The 16,359-nt window shown below is 41.4% G+C and carries 16 protein-coding genes; 2 read left to right on the forward strand and 14 right to left on the reverse strand.

Going from position 1 to position 16,359, the window contains the following annotated elements; all coding sequences use genetic code 11:
• Positions 1 to 6 precede the first annotated feature (6 nt).
• The gene (locus HCJ54_RS03420) at positions 7 to 735 is read right to left on the reverse strand and encodes a glycerophosphodiester phosphodiesterase (protein ID WP_187136644.1); all 729 of its coding nucleotides are present in this window, start codon (positions 733 to 735) and stop codon (positions 7 to 9) included.
• A 286-nt stretch (positions 736 to 1,021) separates the two neighbouring features.
• Here HCJ54_RS03420 and HCJ54_RS03425 point away from each other — a divergent pair, with 286 nt between their 5' ends.
• A complete protein-coding gene (locus HCJ54_RS03425) occupies positions 1,022 to 2,875 on the forward strand; it encodes an acyltransferase family protein (RefSeq protein WP_187136645.1) in 1,854 nt (617 codons plus the stop codon).
• A 52-nt stretch (positions 2,876 to 2,927) separates the two neighbouring features.
• Here HCJ54_RS03425 and HCJ54_RS03430 read toward each other — a convergent pair whose 3' ends face one another.
• The 7 genes from HCJ54_RS03430 to HCJ54_RS03460 all read right to left on the reverse strand — a co-directional run bounded on the left by HCJ54_RS03430 (position 2,928) and on the right by HCJ54_RS03460 (position 11,052).
• Complete coding sequence (locus tag HCJ54_RS03430; protein ID WP_187136646.1) at positions 2,928 to 3,572, reverse strand: hypothetical protein; 645 nt, start codon at positions 3,570 to 3,572, stop codon at positions 2,928 to 2,930.
• 27 nt (positions 3,573 to 3,599) lie between these two features.
• Positions 3,600 to 3,911: a hypothetical protein gene (locus tag HCJ54_RS03435; protein ID WP_187136647.1), complete on the reverse strand. Its 312-nt coding sequence runs from the start codon at positions 3,909 to 3,911 to the stop codon at positions 3,600 to 3,602.
• A gap of 153 nt (positions 3,912 to 4,064) precedes the next feature.
• Positions 4,065 to 4,532, reverse strand: a complete 468-nt coding sequence (locus HCJ54_RS03440; RefSeq protein ID WP_187136648.1) for an S-ribosylhomocysteine lyase — start codon at positions 4,530 to 4,532, stop codon at positions 4,065 to 4,067.
• Between the two features lie 71 nt (positions 4,533 to 4,603).
• Positions 4,604 to 7,054 (reverse strand): DNA topoisomerase IV subunit A, encoded by a 2,451-nt coding sequence (gene parC / locus HCJ54_RS03445; RefSeq protein WP_187136649.1) that lies wholly within the window; start codon positions 7,052 to 7,054, stop codon positions 4,604 to 4,606.
• Positions 7,051 to 9,018, reverse strand: coding sequence for a DNA topoisomerase IV subunit B (parE, locus tag HCJ54_RS03450; RefSeq protein ID WP_185408775.1), 1,968 nt, complete (start codon positions 9,016 to 9,018; stop codon positions 7,051 to 7,053). The genes parC and parE overlap by 4 nt, the downstream gene beginning before the upstream one ends.
• Positions 9,019 to 9,271: 253 nt before the next feature.
• Positions 9,272 to 9,691: a CoA-binding protein gene (locus HCJ54_RS03455; RefSeq protein WP_187136650.1), complete on the reverse strand. Its 420-nt coding sequence runs from the start codon at positions 9,689 to 9,691 to the stop codon at positions 9,272 to 9,274.
• A 68-nt stretch (positions 9,692 to 9,759) separates the two neighbouring features.
• Positions 9,760 to 11,052, reverse strand: coding sequence for a purine/pyrimidine permease (locus HCJ54_RS03460; RefSeq protein ID WP_187136651.1), 1,293 nt, complete (start codon positions 11,050 to 11,052; stop codon positions 9,760 to 9,762).
• Between the two features lie 193 nt (positions 11,053 to 11,245).
• Here HCJ54_RS03460 and plsY point away from each other — a divergent pair, with 193 nt between their 5' ends.
• A complete protein-coding gene (plsY, locus tag HCJ54_RS03465; RefSeq protein ID WP_187136652.1) occupies positions 11,246 to 11,839 on the forward strand; it encodes a glycerol-3-phosphate 1-O-acyltransferase PlsY in 594 nt (197 codons plus the stop codon).
• A gap of 58 nt (positions 11,840 to 11,897) precedes the next feature.
• On the opposite strand, the gene HCJ54_RS03470 is transcribed toward plsY, so the two are convergent.
• The 6 genes from HCJ54_RS03470 to hslV all read right to left on the reverse strand — a co-directional run bounded on the left by HCJ54_RS03470 (position 11,898) and on the right by hslV (position 16,355).
• Positions 11,898 to 12,764: an aldose 1-epimerase family protein gene (locus tag HCJ54_RS03470; RefSeq protein WP_187136653.1), complete on the reverse strand. Its 867-nt coding sequence runs from the start codon at positions 12,762 to 12,764 to the stop codon at positions 11,898 to 11,900.
• Positions 12,758 to 13,078, reverse strand: a complete 321-nt coding sequence (locus HCJ54_RS03475) for a hypothetical protein (RefSeq protein ID WP_187136654.1) — start codon at positions 13,076 to 13,078, stop codon at positions 12,758 to 12,760. The genes HCJ54_RS03470 and HCJ54_RS03475 overlap by 7 nt, the downstream gene beginning before the upstream one ends.
• Before the next feature lie 15 nt (positions 13,079 to 13,093).
• Positions 13,094 to 13,516 carry an acyl-CoA thioesterase gene (locus HCJ54_RS03480; RefSeq protein ID WP_187136655.1) on the reverse strand — a complete coding sequence of 141 codons (423 nt, stop codon included), beginning with the start codon at positions 13,514 to 13,516 and terminating at the stop codon, positions 13,094 to 13,096.
• A gap of 93 nt (positions 13,517 to 13,609) precedes the next feature.
• Positions 13,610 to 14,389 (reverse strand): GTP-sensing pleiotropic transcriptional regulator CodY, encoded by a 780-nt coding sequence (gene codY / locus HCJ54_RS03485; protein WP_036077117.1) that lies wholly within the window; start codon positions 14,387 to 14,389, stop codon positions 13,610 to 13,612.
• Between the two features lie 20 nt (positions 14,390 to 14,409).
• The gene (gene hslU / locus HCJ54_RS03490; RefSeq protein ID WP_425324788.1) at positions 14,410 to 15,834 is read right to left on the reverse strand and encodes an ATP-dependent protease ATPase subunit HslU; all 1,425 of its coding nucleotides are present in this window, start codon (positions 15,832 to 15,834) and stop codon (positions 14,410 to 14,412) included.
• Entirely contained in the window at positions 15,828 to 16,355 is a 528-nt protein-coding gene (gene hslV, locus HCJ54_RS03495) for an HslVU peptidase proteolytic subunit (RefSeq protein ID WP_187136657.1), read from the reverse strand. The genes hslU and hslV overlap by 7 nt, the downstream gene beginning before the upstream one ends.
• Between the last annotated feature and the right edge of the window lie 4 nt (positions 16,356 to 16,359).

The following is a 16,359-nucleotide window of genomic DNA, read 5'->3' on the forward strand; positions in this document are numbered from 1 at the left end:
GTAAAGCTATTTGTTCCGCTGCTTTCGGATTTCCACCGCTTTAGCCGGGAAATCTGTCATAAACCCCTGCACCCCTTCATCAAAGAGCGCTTCGATTTGCCCTGGTTTATTTGCAGTCCAGCATCTTGTTGGAACATTTTTAAGCGCGTCTATGTTCCGAATTTTGAATGGTGGATTAATACTATCCAGCTTTAGTATATCTCGTTGTGCTAAAGCATCTTCCACATCTAATTTTGTAATTGCAGAAAGCTTGATGTCCTTATCAAGTGCGCGTAAACGTGCTAGCGTCTCCAGATTAAAAGAACAAAATACAAAGGTCAGCCTCCCCGCCTTCTTTTGACACAGTTCTAATACTTTTTCCTCAATGCCATCATAATCATACGTATCTGTTTTTAGTTCGATATTTAAGATTAGTGGATATTTACCTAAAACATCCAAGACTTCCTCCAATGTTGGAATCGTCGTTTTTTTGAACAATGCTCGCAAACGTTTTCTATAGCCTTGGTGCGCATCCAATTTACGAAGCTCGCGCAATGTAAAATCCTTTACCAATCCCGAACCGTTCGTCGTCCGATTGACTTTTTCGTCATGGATTACAACGGGAATACCATCCTTACTCAGCTGAACATCTAGTTCAATCCCATCTGCTCCAGCTTTTACCGCCGCTAAAAAAGCAGGTATCGTATTTTCTGGGTGTGTGCCTTTACTCCCTCGATGGGCAAATATTTCCGTCAAATTCCTCACCTCATTTATGCACATTACTACCCTTTTTATTATACATAAATAAGACAATTGTCTCAAATTTAATAAATTCCTGTTATTTGCTCCTCTATCGTATTACAGTCTAGGCAACATGTGGTATTATAGATTAGTAGAGAATAACCAATGAATAGCGTGTTCGTCTTGACGTTAAACGCATCCGGGGGGATTTAATAACAGTTTCATTATTCCTACTACTTCACATTAGCAATTGAAATGGGAAACATTCTTTCCATATAGATTTGCAGTTAGGAGAGATCGCATGGAGAGATCCGCTCGACATAAAAGAAAATACGTACCTAGCATAGACGGGCTTCGAGCATTGGCAGTTATTGCTGTCATCGCCTATCATCTCAGTTTCGGATGGGCTTCCGGTGGTTTCTTGGGAGTCGACATCTTTTTCGTTTTGTCAGGCTATTTAATTACAAATATTTTACTTACCGAATGGGAAAAAAATGAACGCATTGATTTGAAAAAGTTTTGGATAGGACGTTTCAGACGACTGATTCCAGCTGTGTATTTAATGATTGTCGTGGTGGTCGTTTTTGCCGTTATCTTCAATCGCCCACTGCTTGCCACTTTAAGAGGAGATGCAACAGCCTCCTTCCTATATATGAGCAATTGGTGGTTTATCTTTCATAACGTTTCTTATTTCGATTCATTTGGAATGGCCTCTCCACTGAAAAATTTATGGTCACTGGCCATCGAAGAACAATTTTATATCATTTGGCCACTATTTTTATTTGGTGCCCTGAAATTTATCAAGAAGCCTGCCATTATTTTGCGCATCATTGTGATTGCAGCTATCATTTCTGCGATTGTCATGGCTATTTTGTACTCTCCTGATGGTGATCCTAGCCGTGTTTATTACGGTACAGATACGCGTGCTTTTGGGCTATTACTCGGCGGGGCGCTAGCTTTTGTTTGGCCATTTACACGACTATCACCTAATATTCCAATGGCCGGCAAAATCACCGTTAACTTGGCAGGAACGATAAGTGTCGCCATCTTTGTATTCTGTGTTGCTACTGTTAATGAGTATGATTCCTTTTTATATCGCGGAGGCATGTTTTTAATTGCGATTAATGCCATCGTTATGATTGCAACGATCGCCCATCCAGCCTCGTACTTAAGTAAACTATTTAGCTTCAAACCACTGCGCTGGATCGGCGTAAGGTCTTACGGGATTTACCTCTGGCATTACCCCATCATCACATTGACAACACCGATTACGGAAGTCGGGACACCTAGTTTAGGACGAGCTGCCCTGCAGGTCGCGGCAACATTGATTATCGCGGAACTTTCCTATCGCTATGTGGAGACGCCAATTCGCAAAAAAGGGTTTATTCCCTACATCAAATCATTCCGCCTACAAGAACTGCTACACTGGCGTGGATATCCAATCGGTAAATGGGCTTTTATCGGGAGCCTCGTTCTTCTGTTAGGATTTTTCGCACTCGGAATGAGCAACTTGATTCCAGTTAAAACAAACGCGGAAGGCACGCAGAAAACACATGTAAAAACCGTTGCAAAACCAAAAACGTCTGTAGTCCCTCCGAAAAAAGAAGCAGCACCTTCTGATCCACCGAAAAAGCCGGCAACAACACCTAAGAACAGCGAGTCGAAAAAACCGGTGACACCCGATCAGATCAAGTATACACAATCAGTCGCTATTGGGGATTCCATCATGATTGATATACAACCTGTTTTAGAAAAAGCTGTGCCTAATATCGCGATTGATGGTTTAGTCGGACGCCAGATGACGGATGCTCTCAATACAGCTACCCAATACGGTAAATATAATTCTAAAGGTAGCGCAGTGATTCTCGAACTTGGTACTAATGGTCCTTTTGCTCTCAAAAAAATGGAAGAACTTGTTCAAATGTTTGACCAGGCCAGCATTTACCTCGTAAATACACGCGTTCCACGTCAATGGGAATCTGAGGTCAACGAATCCATCAAAAAAATCGATGCAGAGTATGACAATGTCACCTATGTCGACTGGTATAGCCTCGCTGTGAATCACCCAGAATATTTTGGTCAAGATGGTGTCCATCTAACAAAGAAAGGCGTCGCAGCCTATGTCAACTTACTCACCAGCAAGATGGCACATTAAAATAATTCGCATTGTAATCTTTAGATAGATGGCAGTGCGAATTTTTTTTGCATCATAAAAAGACTAGCCGTTCTTGCTCATTAAATAAATTCTGGATTTCATTCGATTGGAATAACGCATCCTGCTCCTGATAAAATAAATAAAGCATCAACACGCGATCAAAGGCAATACTCACCGCGATACTTTTAGGCCTGATTAACGTTTCCCGATGCCTTTTTCCATTTAAATCAATATAAAAACTGCGACCAGAATCCCAATCTATTTCTAAATTGATCGAGTCTGGTTTTTGTTCATTTTCAAAGCTATATAAATGCCTTGGTATATGTAGTTTCGATAATACTGCTACTGCTCGCTCGGTGGTCGCAACATCTGGACTAATATCATAATCTGTATCGCGCAAATATTCATGGATTTTCCAGATATATTTCTGCCGATAGTGACTACGCATGGTCCATAAATAAAAAATTCTAGCACCCTCACGCTCATCAGAAAAACTCGCTAAATGCTCCTTTTCCACCACTTTTTCCTTCTTACTCCGCACGTAAAAATAGTGCCACTGTTCACTATTTTTTAAACGTTCGCGTTCTAAACGATAATAATCTTCATCTAGTTCATGATATGTTTCTACGCTATTTTTCTTCACAATAATTTGTTCACCACGTTGTTTTAATAAACGACAGATACGCTCTAGCTCCATATAAAAACGGTTCCTTCCCTAGGATTTTTACTCCTCTATTTTCAAATAGCCATAATCTATCAAGTTTTTGATGGAGGCGATAATCCACAACTCTTTTTCTACATGTACGCGACCCTTTAAATATTTCCGAAATCCACTATCGATTGCATCCATCCGGTGAATAGCTTTTTCACACATCGATTCAAATGGTTCGATAACAATATATTTGCCCGCCTTTCTCGTTTCCACTATAGAAGTGGTCTCTCTTTTCGGTAATCCTTGTAACCTATTGACAGCATCATTAAACTTGCTCAATTTCAGATCCATTTCATTTTGATGCATAATTGAAAATTGCTTCATCATCATTCACCTTTCCAAATAATTATTGTACAATCAAGGTGTTTCCGCTTTCAAATAAGAATTAAAAAAAGACCACTATGACAGTGATCTTCATCATTGTGTATATATATTCAATTTAACACATTCTCGCTTGAGTGTAAATATTTTTACAGGCTATTCTCCAAAAACTTGTGGCCATTCTTGTTTTTTATCTAAGAAATTTTTAGCTAGTTCCTTGGCACCAGATAAACTATGACTAGCTGCCCAGCCACATTGCACTTCATTACAAGCCGGAACTTCTGTAGCATTTAATACATCAATTAACGTTTTTTCTAGAATAGAGAGCACATCCTCATAATCTTTATGATTAATAATCGATAAATAGAAGCCTGTTTGGCAACCCATTGGACTAATATCTACAATTTTATCCGAGTGGTTACGCGATAACTCTGCCATCAAATGCTCCAATGAATGAAGTGCAGGCATATCCATATGTTCTTTATTAGGTTGCATAAAGCGAATATCGTATTTATAAATTTCATCGCCATGCTCTCCCATTTTTTGACCAGCAAGACGCACATATGGTGCCTTTACTTTCGTATGATCTAGATTGAAGCTCTCAACATTCATTTTTTCAGACATTACATTTCATCCCTTTCTCAATTTTATAAGAATATTCCTAGGATAGCACACCCTAGGAATACATTTCACGTTTATTCTACCGTATTTTCTGTAATAGTTGCTAGCGATAACCATGTTTCTACCGGTACGCCTTCTAGTTGTTCGTCCATAATGAAAGAGCCATTCGAATAACGATCTGTCACGCGTAAATTAGAGACATCCATATCTACAACCACCTCTTTATTTGTGGCAATATGAATAATATCTTTACTACTCGCTAAATCGAGACTAATAAAGCGATGTGGGCTACTTTTAAGCTCTCGAAGCATGAGCAACCCGCGCTTAGCTCTGGATATCGTTTCAAATTCAGACAGTTTCATTCGTTTTGCCGAGCCTCGTTGTGTCACCAAAACGAGATCGCGTGTTTCGCTCGGCACAATGACTTTCGCACCCGCAATATAATCTCCCGCTTTAAGATTCATCGCTTTTACACCAGCAGTTCTAGCACCAGAAAGCGGTACTTCACTAATAGAATAACGCAACCCATAACCGTTATGGCTAGCAAGGAAAACATCTTCATTTCCGATCACGGTCTCTACTGAGATTAGACTATCGTCTCCTTTTAAGTTGATCGCCATCAATGTTTTCGAGTAGCGCTGTGGTTTGTAGTTGAGAACAGCAGATGCCTTAATCATGCCATTCTTTGTTACAAACAAGAAATAATCTGTCTCGCTAAAGGTTTTCATCGGAATCGCTGCAACCACTTCTTCTTCTGCCGACGTATCCGACACAAGATGGCTCACATGTTCCCCTAAGTTCTTCCATTTGATATCCGGTAATTCATGAACCGGGCGATAAATATAGTTCCCTTTACTTGTGAAAAGTAGCAGAGAATCCATTGTATTCATCGTCTGGATAAAGATGGCATGATCTGTTTCTTTCATCGATAAATCTTCTCCGTTAGATGCTGAATAAGAACGCATCCCCGTACGCTTCACATAGCCTTCTTTCGTCACAGAAACGACGACGTCTTCACTTGCAACCAGAACTTCGGTATCAATTTTTATCTCTGAAATTTCATTTTCAATTACCGTTAAGCGTGGTGTTTTGTAGGTTTTTTTGATTTCATTCAGCTCGCTCTTGAGGCATGCAATCAAGTTATTTTCATCGCCCAAAATTGCTTCTAATGCTGAAATCTGCGTCGCAAGTTCGTCAGCTTCTTGTTGTAATTGTGTAATATCCGTATTTGTTAAGCGATATAATTGTAACGAAACGATCGCTTCTGCTTGTTTTTCACTGAAATCATAGGTCGTTTGTAAGTTTAATTTTGCATCGCGTTTATCTTTAGAACCACGAATGATGCGGATGACCTCATCTAAAATCGATAAAGCCTTCATCAGACCATCAATAATGTGTTGGCGCGCCTTCGCACGACGAATATCATACTCAGAACGCTTCGTAATAATCTCTTTTTGGTGAGCAATATACGCATCAATCATCGAAATAACACCCATCAGCTGCGGTCTTTTGTTAAAGATCGCGACCATATTAAAATTATAGGAAATTTGCAGATCGGTATTTTTGAAAAGGTAGTTCAAGACGCCGTCTGCATTCGCATCTTTTTTGAGCTCAATAACGATTCGCAAACCCGTTCTATCAGTCTCGTCGCGAACCTCAGAGATACCTTCAATTTTCTTATCGATGCGCAGGTCATCCATCCGTTTGACAAGTGTCGCTTTATTGATCTCGTACGGAATTTCCGTAATCACGATCTGTTGACGACCGCCACGCATATCTTCAATAACCGTCTTCGAACGCACAACAACGCGCCCTTTTCCAGTCTCGTAAGCTTTTTGAATCCCGTCTATTCCTTGAATAATGCCACCAGTTGGAAAATCAGGGCCTTTAATCAGTTTCATAATATCTAGCGTTGTACAATCTGGCTTGTCCAAACGCTTAATGACGCCTTCAATAACTTCAGTCAAATTGTGCGGTGGAATATCCGTCGCATAACCTGCAGAAATCCCTGTTGAACCATTTACAAGCAAATTCGGAAAACGGCTCGGCAACACCGTAGGCTCGCTCGTTGTGTCGTCAAAGTTGGAAACAAAATCAACCGTTTCTTTATCCAAATCTCGCAACAACTCGGAGGAAATTTTAGATGTTCGTGCTTCCGTATAACGCATCGCTGCAGGCGGATCACCGTCGACACTACCATTATTCCCGTGCATTTCAATCAGTGTGTTACGAACTTTCCAATCTTGACTCATCCGAACCATCGCTTCGTACACTGACGAATCACCATGTGGATGGTAATTACCAATAACATTACCAACTGTTTTCGCAGATTTACGGAACCCTTTTTCAGCAGTGTTACCTTCCACATGCATCGCGAACAAAATCCGTCGCTGCACCGGTTTTAAGCCATCACGTGCATCAGGTAACGCCCGCTCCTGAATAATATATTTACTATAACGACCAAATCGGTCTCCTAAAACTTCTTCCAGGGCTAAATCTTGAATCTTTTCATCTGGAGTACTCACTCGCCCGCCTCCTCAATAATCATATTCTCATTTTCTAGAATGCTTTGGTCTTCTTCTAACGAGAATTCGACGTTTTTCTCAATCCAGTTACGTCTTGGCTCTACTTTATCGCCCATCAATGTTGCCACACGACGCTCAGCGCGAGCGATATCATCAATGCGCACACGGATTAGCGTTCGTGACTCAGGATTCATCGTCGTATCCCACAACTGGTCAGCATTCATTTCACCAAGCCCTTTGTAACGCTGAATAATGTAGCCTTTTCCGATTTTCTTAATGGCAGAATCAAGTTCTTCATCCGTCCATGCGTACGCCATCACTTCTTTTTTACCAACACCCTTACTCACCTTGTAAAGCGGTGGTAATGCGATATAAACCTTGCCCGCCTCAACAAGCGGACGCATATAGCGATAAAAGAACGTCAAGAGCAACACTTGAATATGCGCGCCATCCGTATCCGCATCGGTCATAATAACGACTTTATCATAGTTACAGTCCTCGACTTCAAACTCCGCACCTACGCCGGCACCAACTGTATGAATGATCGTACTAATCTCTTCGTTTTTCATGATATCTGCGAGCTTCGCCTTCTCGGTATTAATAACTTTACCTCGAAGTGGCAAAATAGCTTGGAAACGGCGATCTCGGCCCTGTTTGGCTGAACCACCCGCCGAGTCTCCTTCGACAAGATACAGCTCATTTTTCTGCGGGTTACGCGATTGCGCCGGCGTTAATTTACCAGAAAGCGATGTTTCTGAACGTTTGCGCTTCTTACCATTTCGCGTTTCTTCACGCGCCTTACGAGCAGCCTCACGTGCTTCACGCGCCTTCACAGCCTTCTTCACCAGCAACGCGCTCACTTCTGGGTTTTCCGCTAGAAAATAGCCCAAATGCTCAGCAACAACGGCATCCACAGCAGGTCTAGCTTCTTGCGTACCTAGTTTTTCCTTCGTTTGCCCCTCAAATTGCAGCAAATTCTCTGGAATTCGGATAGACAGCACCGCTGAAAGCCCTTCTCGGATATCGCTACCCTCCAAGTTCTTCTCTTTTTCTTTCAACATACCAACACGACGGGCGTACTCATTAAACACGCGTGTCATCGCCGCCTTCATGCCAGCTTCATGCGCACCAGCACCCTTTGTCCGCACATTATTAACAAAGCTCAAAATATTTTCTGCGTAACCATCATTAAACTGGAATGCCATTGCAATCTCAATCGTATTGCTTTCTCCTTCAAAAGAAACGACAGGATGTAGCACATCTTTGCCTTCGTTAATGTATTCAACAAAGTTCTTCACGCCATCCTCAAAATGAAATTTCTCTTCCATCCCGATTCGCTCATCGACCAGCTCGATCTCCATGCCTTTCAAAAGAAACGCTGATTCACGCAACCTTTCCGATAACGTTTCATAATTATACGAAGTCATGGAAAAAATCGTTTTATCAGGTTTAAAACGAATGATCGTACCTCTTTTGTTAGTTTTACCAAGCTTGCGCAATGTTCCAACTGGTTTACCACCATCCGCGAAATCCATTTCATACGTGAAGCCATCACGATGAATCGTCACCTTTAGCGATTCCGATAAAGCATTAACAACGGAGGAGCCAACACCGTGCAAACCACCACTTGTTTTGTAACCACCTTGACCAAATTTACCACCAGCATGAAGTACTGTTAAAATAACCTCCACAGTCGGTTTCCCAGTTTTATGCATCCCAACTGGCATACCACGACCTTCATCCGAAACACTGACACTTTCATCTTTATGCAACACAACTTTAATTTTATGGCCATATCCTGCCAATGCCTCATCGACGGAATTATCCACGATCTCATATACTAAATGATGTAATCCTCGTGTATCTGTCGAACCGATATACATCGCTGGGCGTTTACGTACCGCCTCAAGTCCTTCCAATACTTGAATGGAATCATCATTATATTCATTTTTTGAGCGACTCATCTTTTTTCTCCTTCCATTCTTGCGTATATATCTTGTTCGTTTACCCATTTCTACCTGCTGTCCAAACATATGTTGGTAGCAACTACTTTAACAGAATAGCATTAACTCACCAAATAATAAAGCCCCAATTTCTCTTTTGGTTACATAGCGGTTTTCTAACGCGAGCAGGTTTTCCATACATATATGTTTTTTGGCAAGTCAAAAGCCCCTTTTGAAGAGGCTTTCGTTACGAACTATTTACCCTAGTCTAACATTATCCTTTACCAGAAAGCAAATACTCAACCATAATACAACGATCCATGATGACCGTATGACCTCTTTCTTTTAGAAAATTATAGGCTTCATCATTGACAATACCCGACTGTGCCCAGAAGACATCTGCATCTATCACATCAAATTCTTCAGCAAGTGCTGGCAAAAATTCTGATTTCCGAAAAATATCAACAATGTCGATATGCCCTTCAATATCAGCTAGTTTGGCTACAGCCTTCTCGCCCAGTACTTCGTCTACCTTTGGATTCACAGGAATAATCGTGTAACCTTCTTGTTGCATTCGCTCGGATATTTGATACGATGTGCGCTCAGGATTATCGCTAAGCCCCACGACCGCAATCCGTTTTGCTTGTTTCAAAATCTGGTGAATTTCCGACCTTTCAGGATTCAAAATTGTCATCTAAATCCCCTCCTATACGTCTATCATAGCGGAACGGACAGCAAAATAGCAAGCAAATCGACTACCGATCATCCTCGCTTAAGTTCTTTTTCTCGAAATAAGAAAAACTGCTCTAAAATAATCGCAAAAATACTGCCTACAATGAGCCCATTATTTAGTACCGCTATAACCGCTGCAGGCAAACCCTGCGTCGCTGATGGAGACAAGAACATAACACCAACACCGACCATCAAAGATATTCCGATGACAAGGTAGGCGTTTTCCTCTCCAACTGTAATTTTTTTCAACTCTTTCAAAGCCATAATAACCATGTTCGTAAAAATAACAAATGTCACCGCATAACCAACCGGTGCAGGCAACGCGCTCATTACATTCATAATTGGCGGAAATAGCGTTATCCCAATAACAAGAATGCAACCAATTAAAAAAGGTTTAATGGACTTCTGACCAGTTTGTGTGACAAATCCAGCAGCCCCTGAAATAGGCACTGAACCAATCGCCGAAAACCCACCACCAAGCAATTGATTAACACCCGATATGAGGCCTCCACGCCGATACCGTTTTGGATCACTCGACTCGTCTTTTGCAACAATACCTTCCATCAATCGTACCGAAGCCACTAGATTCGTAATCAACAGCAAAGTAATAAATATCGCGGTTGTAATGACACCAGAATCAAAAGTCGGCGCGCCAAACGCAAATAATTTCGGTACATCAAACCAAGTATGTGCGGCACTGACACTAGGTGCCTTCCCAGCAACCAAAAATAACCCCCATCCAAGTATCAAACTAAAGATCACCGAATATTGGCGCACCCACATCGCCTTCGATCGTCCGAACGTAAATGTAGCGATGATGACAATAGCGCTTAATAAAGCCATCCACGGATCCATTGTCGGATGATCTGCTGAAATGCCAAACATTCCTTTGATAAAGGAGCCACTTAGCTGGAGGACGAGTAGCATTAAGTAAACAAAAGTAACCGTCGGCGTAAATAACTTCGCCAAAACACCGATAAAACCGCTTGCTGCAAGGATAATAAAGAAAACACCGCTCACGAGCAATCCGCCAGATAATGCTTGTAATGCCGCAATATTAGATGTGTATAAAACGCCAATAAATCCTGCATAAATTGTGAATACACTCCACCATAACCCGGCCGGCCCTTCATGTATTGGTAAGCGGTGCCCCAGTAAGCCTTGTAGCAAACCTGCAACACCCAGTACAAAAATCGTCCGCTGCATAAATCCAGCCGTTTCCACTGCGCTTAATTGGTATAAATCTGCAATCGCGATCGGCGCTACAATCGCAGCAGCGATCATAAAAATCATCCACTGTAGCGCTGCAATTCCTAACTTCATTCCAAAACCCCTTTTCATTTGTATTATTTTCTGATTATTCCGATTGAATATCACGCTTATCCAATTTCATATTCTACGCCAATTTTGGCTAAAAGTCCACGAAATAAATAAGTAGCATCTATATTCTATATCACCTTTTTATGCTATAATGGCGGGAGTTAGGTAGTTCGAAATAAAAGGAGTTTCTAAACACATGGAAATGATAATCTTACTTTGCTTTATCGCTTATATGCTTGGTTCCATACCCTCCGGTTTGTGGATAGGAAAAATTTTCTACAAGAAAGACATTCGTGAATTTGGTAGCGGTAACCTAGGTGCTACCAATTCGTTTCGCGTGCTCGGCATCAAACCTGGCATCGTCGTAACCGTGATGGACATTTTGAAAGGAACGGCTGCAACATTATTGCCATTCTTCTTTCAATTAGATATTAACCATCATTTCTGGCTACTCACGGGTGTTTTTGCAATTATCGGGCATAGTTTCCCAATCTTCGCGAAATTCAAAGGAGGCAAAGCTGTGGCCACGTCGGCCGGCGTCATTTTAGCCTATGCACCATGGCTGTTCGTGGCTGCGATCCTGATTTTTGCTCTTTCGCTAAAATTAAGCAAGTACGTCTCTCTTAGTTCTATGATAGCAGCTGCAAGTGCACTCGTTATCTCGCTCTTCTTAATGGATTGGATTTTGGTTGGTATTATAGCCGCGATTGCTGCATTCATTATTTATCGCCATATCCCGAATATTAAGCGGATCAAAAAAGGAGAAGAGCCGAAGATAACATGGATGTAAAATAATGAGTAAAAACCTCAAAAGCTAGAATAAAATCCAGCTTTTGAGGTTTTTACTTTCACCCAATTGTAATCGTGTATTCACTTGAAAAATCGTTACCTACAGCCAATTCTTCCATCGCTTTCTTGTCTTGTAATTCGACCGATGCGCCTTTCGTATCTGCAATACCAAACCATGGTTCAATACATAAAAACGGAGTCCCTGGTTTCGGCGTCCAAATACCTACATATTTGAAATTAGGAAACGCTACTTTGACAAAATGCCTGTTTTTTCGCGAACGAATAGTGATTTCATTTTTCGTTAATCCTTCGAAAATCAAAGCATCATTCGCAAATAAATCATAGTTCAGCGCTAATTTTTTTGCATCCGCTATTTTCTTTTTCTCCCCTGATAAATAAGGCCCTGATAACGCTAGAGTATCGAGTTGCTCGGTGGCGCCAAATTCCAAGTAATAGTCCTCAAACACTTCGCCCTCAACAAATGGCACGTTAAACGCGGGGTGTGCACCGATCGAGAAATAGATCGTTTTATCATCCAAATTTACGACGTGATACCCCACATGAATGGTTCCACCTTCTAATCGATAGGAGATTTCCAACGCAAAACGGAACGGATAGATCAGCAGTGATTCCTCATCTGCTTCTAGTCGTAAAGTTATCGACTGCTCACTTTGATCCGTCACTTGGAATATGCGATCCCGCGCAAAGCCATGTTGCCCCAAATGAAACGGTTTTCCATCCACCAAATACGTATCCTCTACTAAGCGTCCCACCGTCGGAAAAAGCACCGGTGAGTGTCTACCCCAAAACGCGCCATCTGCGTGCCACAAAAATTCTTTTTCCGAATTTTTATCGAAAATACGGGTTAATTCCGCTCCATCTTCTTTTAGTTCTACAAGTAATGCATCATTTTCTAATTTCAACATTCGTCATCACCATTCAAATGAAATCGCTCTAGCTGATCCCATTCGCCTTCTTTTTTTAATACGGTTCGTTGTATTTCTCCAAACAAATCATAGTGAGGATAGCCGTCGTGGCGCTTATCAATCCACTCGGGCTTGAAACCATACGTCGCTCCCCATGCTTCAAGCTTTTCGATATCCGCACAAGCCGCCTTTGTTACTGTTTTGGAATCAGGAAAGCGATCATCTAACCAGTAATGTGTTAAAAAAGCTACTTCACCGCTATCCGCTCTTTTTTTCCATGCTTCAAGCTCCGCACGCTTCACTCCAAAAGCCATCGTCCTCACCTACCATTATGATTTCATTGCTTTTAAATAAGCCTCATGCCATAAAGGGAATGTCCGTCTTGTACTCACTGGCCTAAAGTCGCCTTTGCGAACTGCGATATGCTCTGTCTCACCAAAAATATGTATTTGCTCGCTACCAACCTGCCTAATCTCATAGCCATAAACAATCCGAAACCCGTCATAAGACTTAATCCACGTTTTTACTATAGCCGTTTGTCCGTACTTCATCGCCTGCTTATATGACAAATGCACATCCAGAACCGGTGAAATATAACCTTCCTGCTCCATATCAAAATAGCGCAAACCGATGCTCTCTAGAAACTCCGTACGGCCAATCTCCATCCACACTAAATAATTAGCATGATAAACAATTCCCATCTGATCCGTTTCTGCATACCGGACAACAATCCTTGACTCATGATACTTCATCCATTTTCCCCTCCTTAGCACATACCATTCTACCACGACAAAAAAACTTCCACAATCAGAACAATCGCGGAAGTCTCTAAAACTAGTTTCGAATTAATGGTTTTTTAATTTTTCTAATTCTACTAGGAACTTGTCATTCAAGACACGGATAAATGTACCTTTCATTCCTAGGGAACGTGAGTCGATAACGCCAGCACTTTCAAGTTTACGCAAGGCATTCACAATAACTGAACGAGTAATACCTACACGGTCAGCAATTTTAGAAGCAACAAGCAAGCCTTCTTTACCATTTAGCTCATCGAAAATATGCTCAATCGCTTCAAGTTCACTATATGAAAGTGAGCTGATAGCCATTTGAACAACAGCACGACTACGCGCTTCCTCTTCAATTTCCTCTGCTTTCTCATGTAAAATTTCCATCCCAACAACTGTTCCGCCATACTCGGCAAGCAACAAATCGTCATCTGTGAAATCATTTTCTAGACGAGAAAGAATCAATGTACCAAGACGTTCCCCACCACCAACAATAGGAACAATCGTCGTTAAACCTTTGACAAAGAGATCGCTATTTTCGATTGGGAAAGCTGTGTATTGGCTAGAAACCTCCAAGTTAGAAGACGTTTCATTTACATTGAAAAGACTGTTCGTATACTCTTCTGGGAATTGACGTTCTACTAACATTTGTTTCATACGTGCATTTTCGATTGGTAAAACTTCAGAATAACCTAAAAGTTTCCCTTTACGGCTCACGACATATGTGTTTGCTTCGATAACATCCGCTAATGTATCCGCCATTTCTTTAAAGTTAACCGTTTTACCTGCTGCATTTTGTAACATGGCATTAATTTTTCTTGTTTTTGCTAATAAGTTCATTATTAGTCCTCCTAAAATTTTTATAAAATGAATTGCGTTAAATCTTTATCCATCATAATCGTTGCTAATTTGTCGTTCACATAACTTTCTGTTACCGTGACAGCTTCTAGTGTAATCTCTGGCGCTTCAAAAAGCAAGTCTTCTAATAATTTCTCCAAAATTGTATGCAATCTCCTGGCACCGATATTGTCCGTTTCTTGGTTGACGTGAAAGGCGATTTCAGCCAGTCGCTCTACAGCTTCCTTCGTAAAAATAAGTTCAATATCTTCCGTCTTCAATAGTGCTTTATATTGTTTAATCAGCGCATTATCTGGCTCCGTTAAAATTTTAACAAAATCTTCTTGGGATAATTTATCTAGCTCAATCCTGATTGGAAAACGCCCTTGTAATTCTGGAATAAGATCTGATGGCTTAGACATATGAAATGCCCCCGCGGCAATGAACAGAATATATTCTGTGTTCACCGTACCATATTTCGTCGCGATTTGTGAGCCTTCCACAATCGGCAAAATATCTCGTTGTACACCTTCACGCGATACTTGCGCATTTCCCCCGCCTTGTCCACCACTGGCAATCTTATCTATCTCATCAATAAAGATGATACCCATTTGTTCCGCGCGCAGTATTGCTTCTGACGCGACTTCGTCTTGATCAATCAACTTCGACGCTTCATCTTCAAAAAGAATTTTGCGCGCTTCTTTGACTGTTACTTTTCGCTTCTTCATTTTGGACGGAAAAAGACCTGAAAAAGCATCTTGCATACTGCCCATTTGGTCCATCCCTGTGCCACGAAACATATCTGCCATTGGACTTTGTTGCTCTTTCACTTCGACCGTAACATAGTCATTGTCCAGATCACCATTTTTTAACTGCCACTCGATTTGGTTACGTTTTGAGCGTACAGTGTCATCTTCCGGCTCCACTTCTTCTTCCTGTTGCTGATTTCCACCACCGCCGAATAGCATTTCTAGTGGATTTTGCGAGGATTGTTTCTGCTTTTTCTTATTAGGAACAAGCAGTTTTACTAAGCGTTTTTCCGCATTTTCCTCTGCTTTCACGCGAACAAGTTGCATTTTTTCATCCTTCACAAGACGAACGGAAACCTCGACAAGGTCGCGAACCATCGATTCAACATCTCGGCCAACATAACCAACTTCTGTAAATTTTGTTGCTTCTACTTTAGAAAATGGCGCCCGAACAATTTTAGCAATACGGCGCGCAATCTCTGTTTTTCCGACACCAGTTGGGCCAATCATCAAAATGTTTTTAGGAATGACCTCATCACGTATTTCATCCACCATCAACGAGCGGCGATAACGATTTCGGAGGGCTACAGCTACCGATTTTTTAGCACCTGTTTGCCCAATGATATATTGATCCAGTTTCTCTACGATTTGGCGAGGTGTTAAATTGACATTTGACAAATCGAGTCCCTCCTCTACAATTGTTCTACAATAATATTATCATTCGTGAAAACACAAATTTCCGAAGCAATATCCAGCGCATTCCGAGCAATCTCCTTGGCTTCCAATCGATCGCCATCGAAGCGAACCATCGCACGTCCTGCGGCGAGCGCATAATTCCCTCCAGAACCGATTGCTAGAATACCATCGTCAGGCTCAATGACCTCACCTGTTCCAGATACTAATAATAATTTTTCGTCATCCATAACAATTAGCATCGCCTCAAGTTTGCGTAAAACATTGTCGCTACGCCACTGCTTCGCTAGTTCTACCGCCGCACGCTCCAGGTTACCATTATACTCATTTAGCTTTCCCTCAAACTTCTCAAAAAGCGTAAAAGCATCCGCAACCGAACCTGCAAAACCGGCGACTACTTTCTCATGAAAAAGACGTCTCACTTTCTTAGCAGTATGTTTCATCACGACAGAATTTCCTAATGTTACTTGCCCATCTCCAGCCATCGCAGACTGTCCATTATGACGGATTGCAAATATCGTAGTCATTTTT

The sequence above is a fragment of the Listeria grandensis genome, assembly GCF_014322885.1.
Classification (GTDB): domain Bacteria; phylum Bacillota; class Bacilli; order Lactobacillales; family Listeriaceae; genus Listeria_A; species Listeria_A grandensis.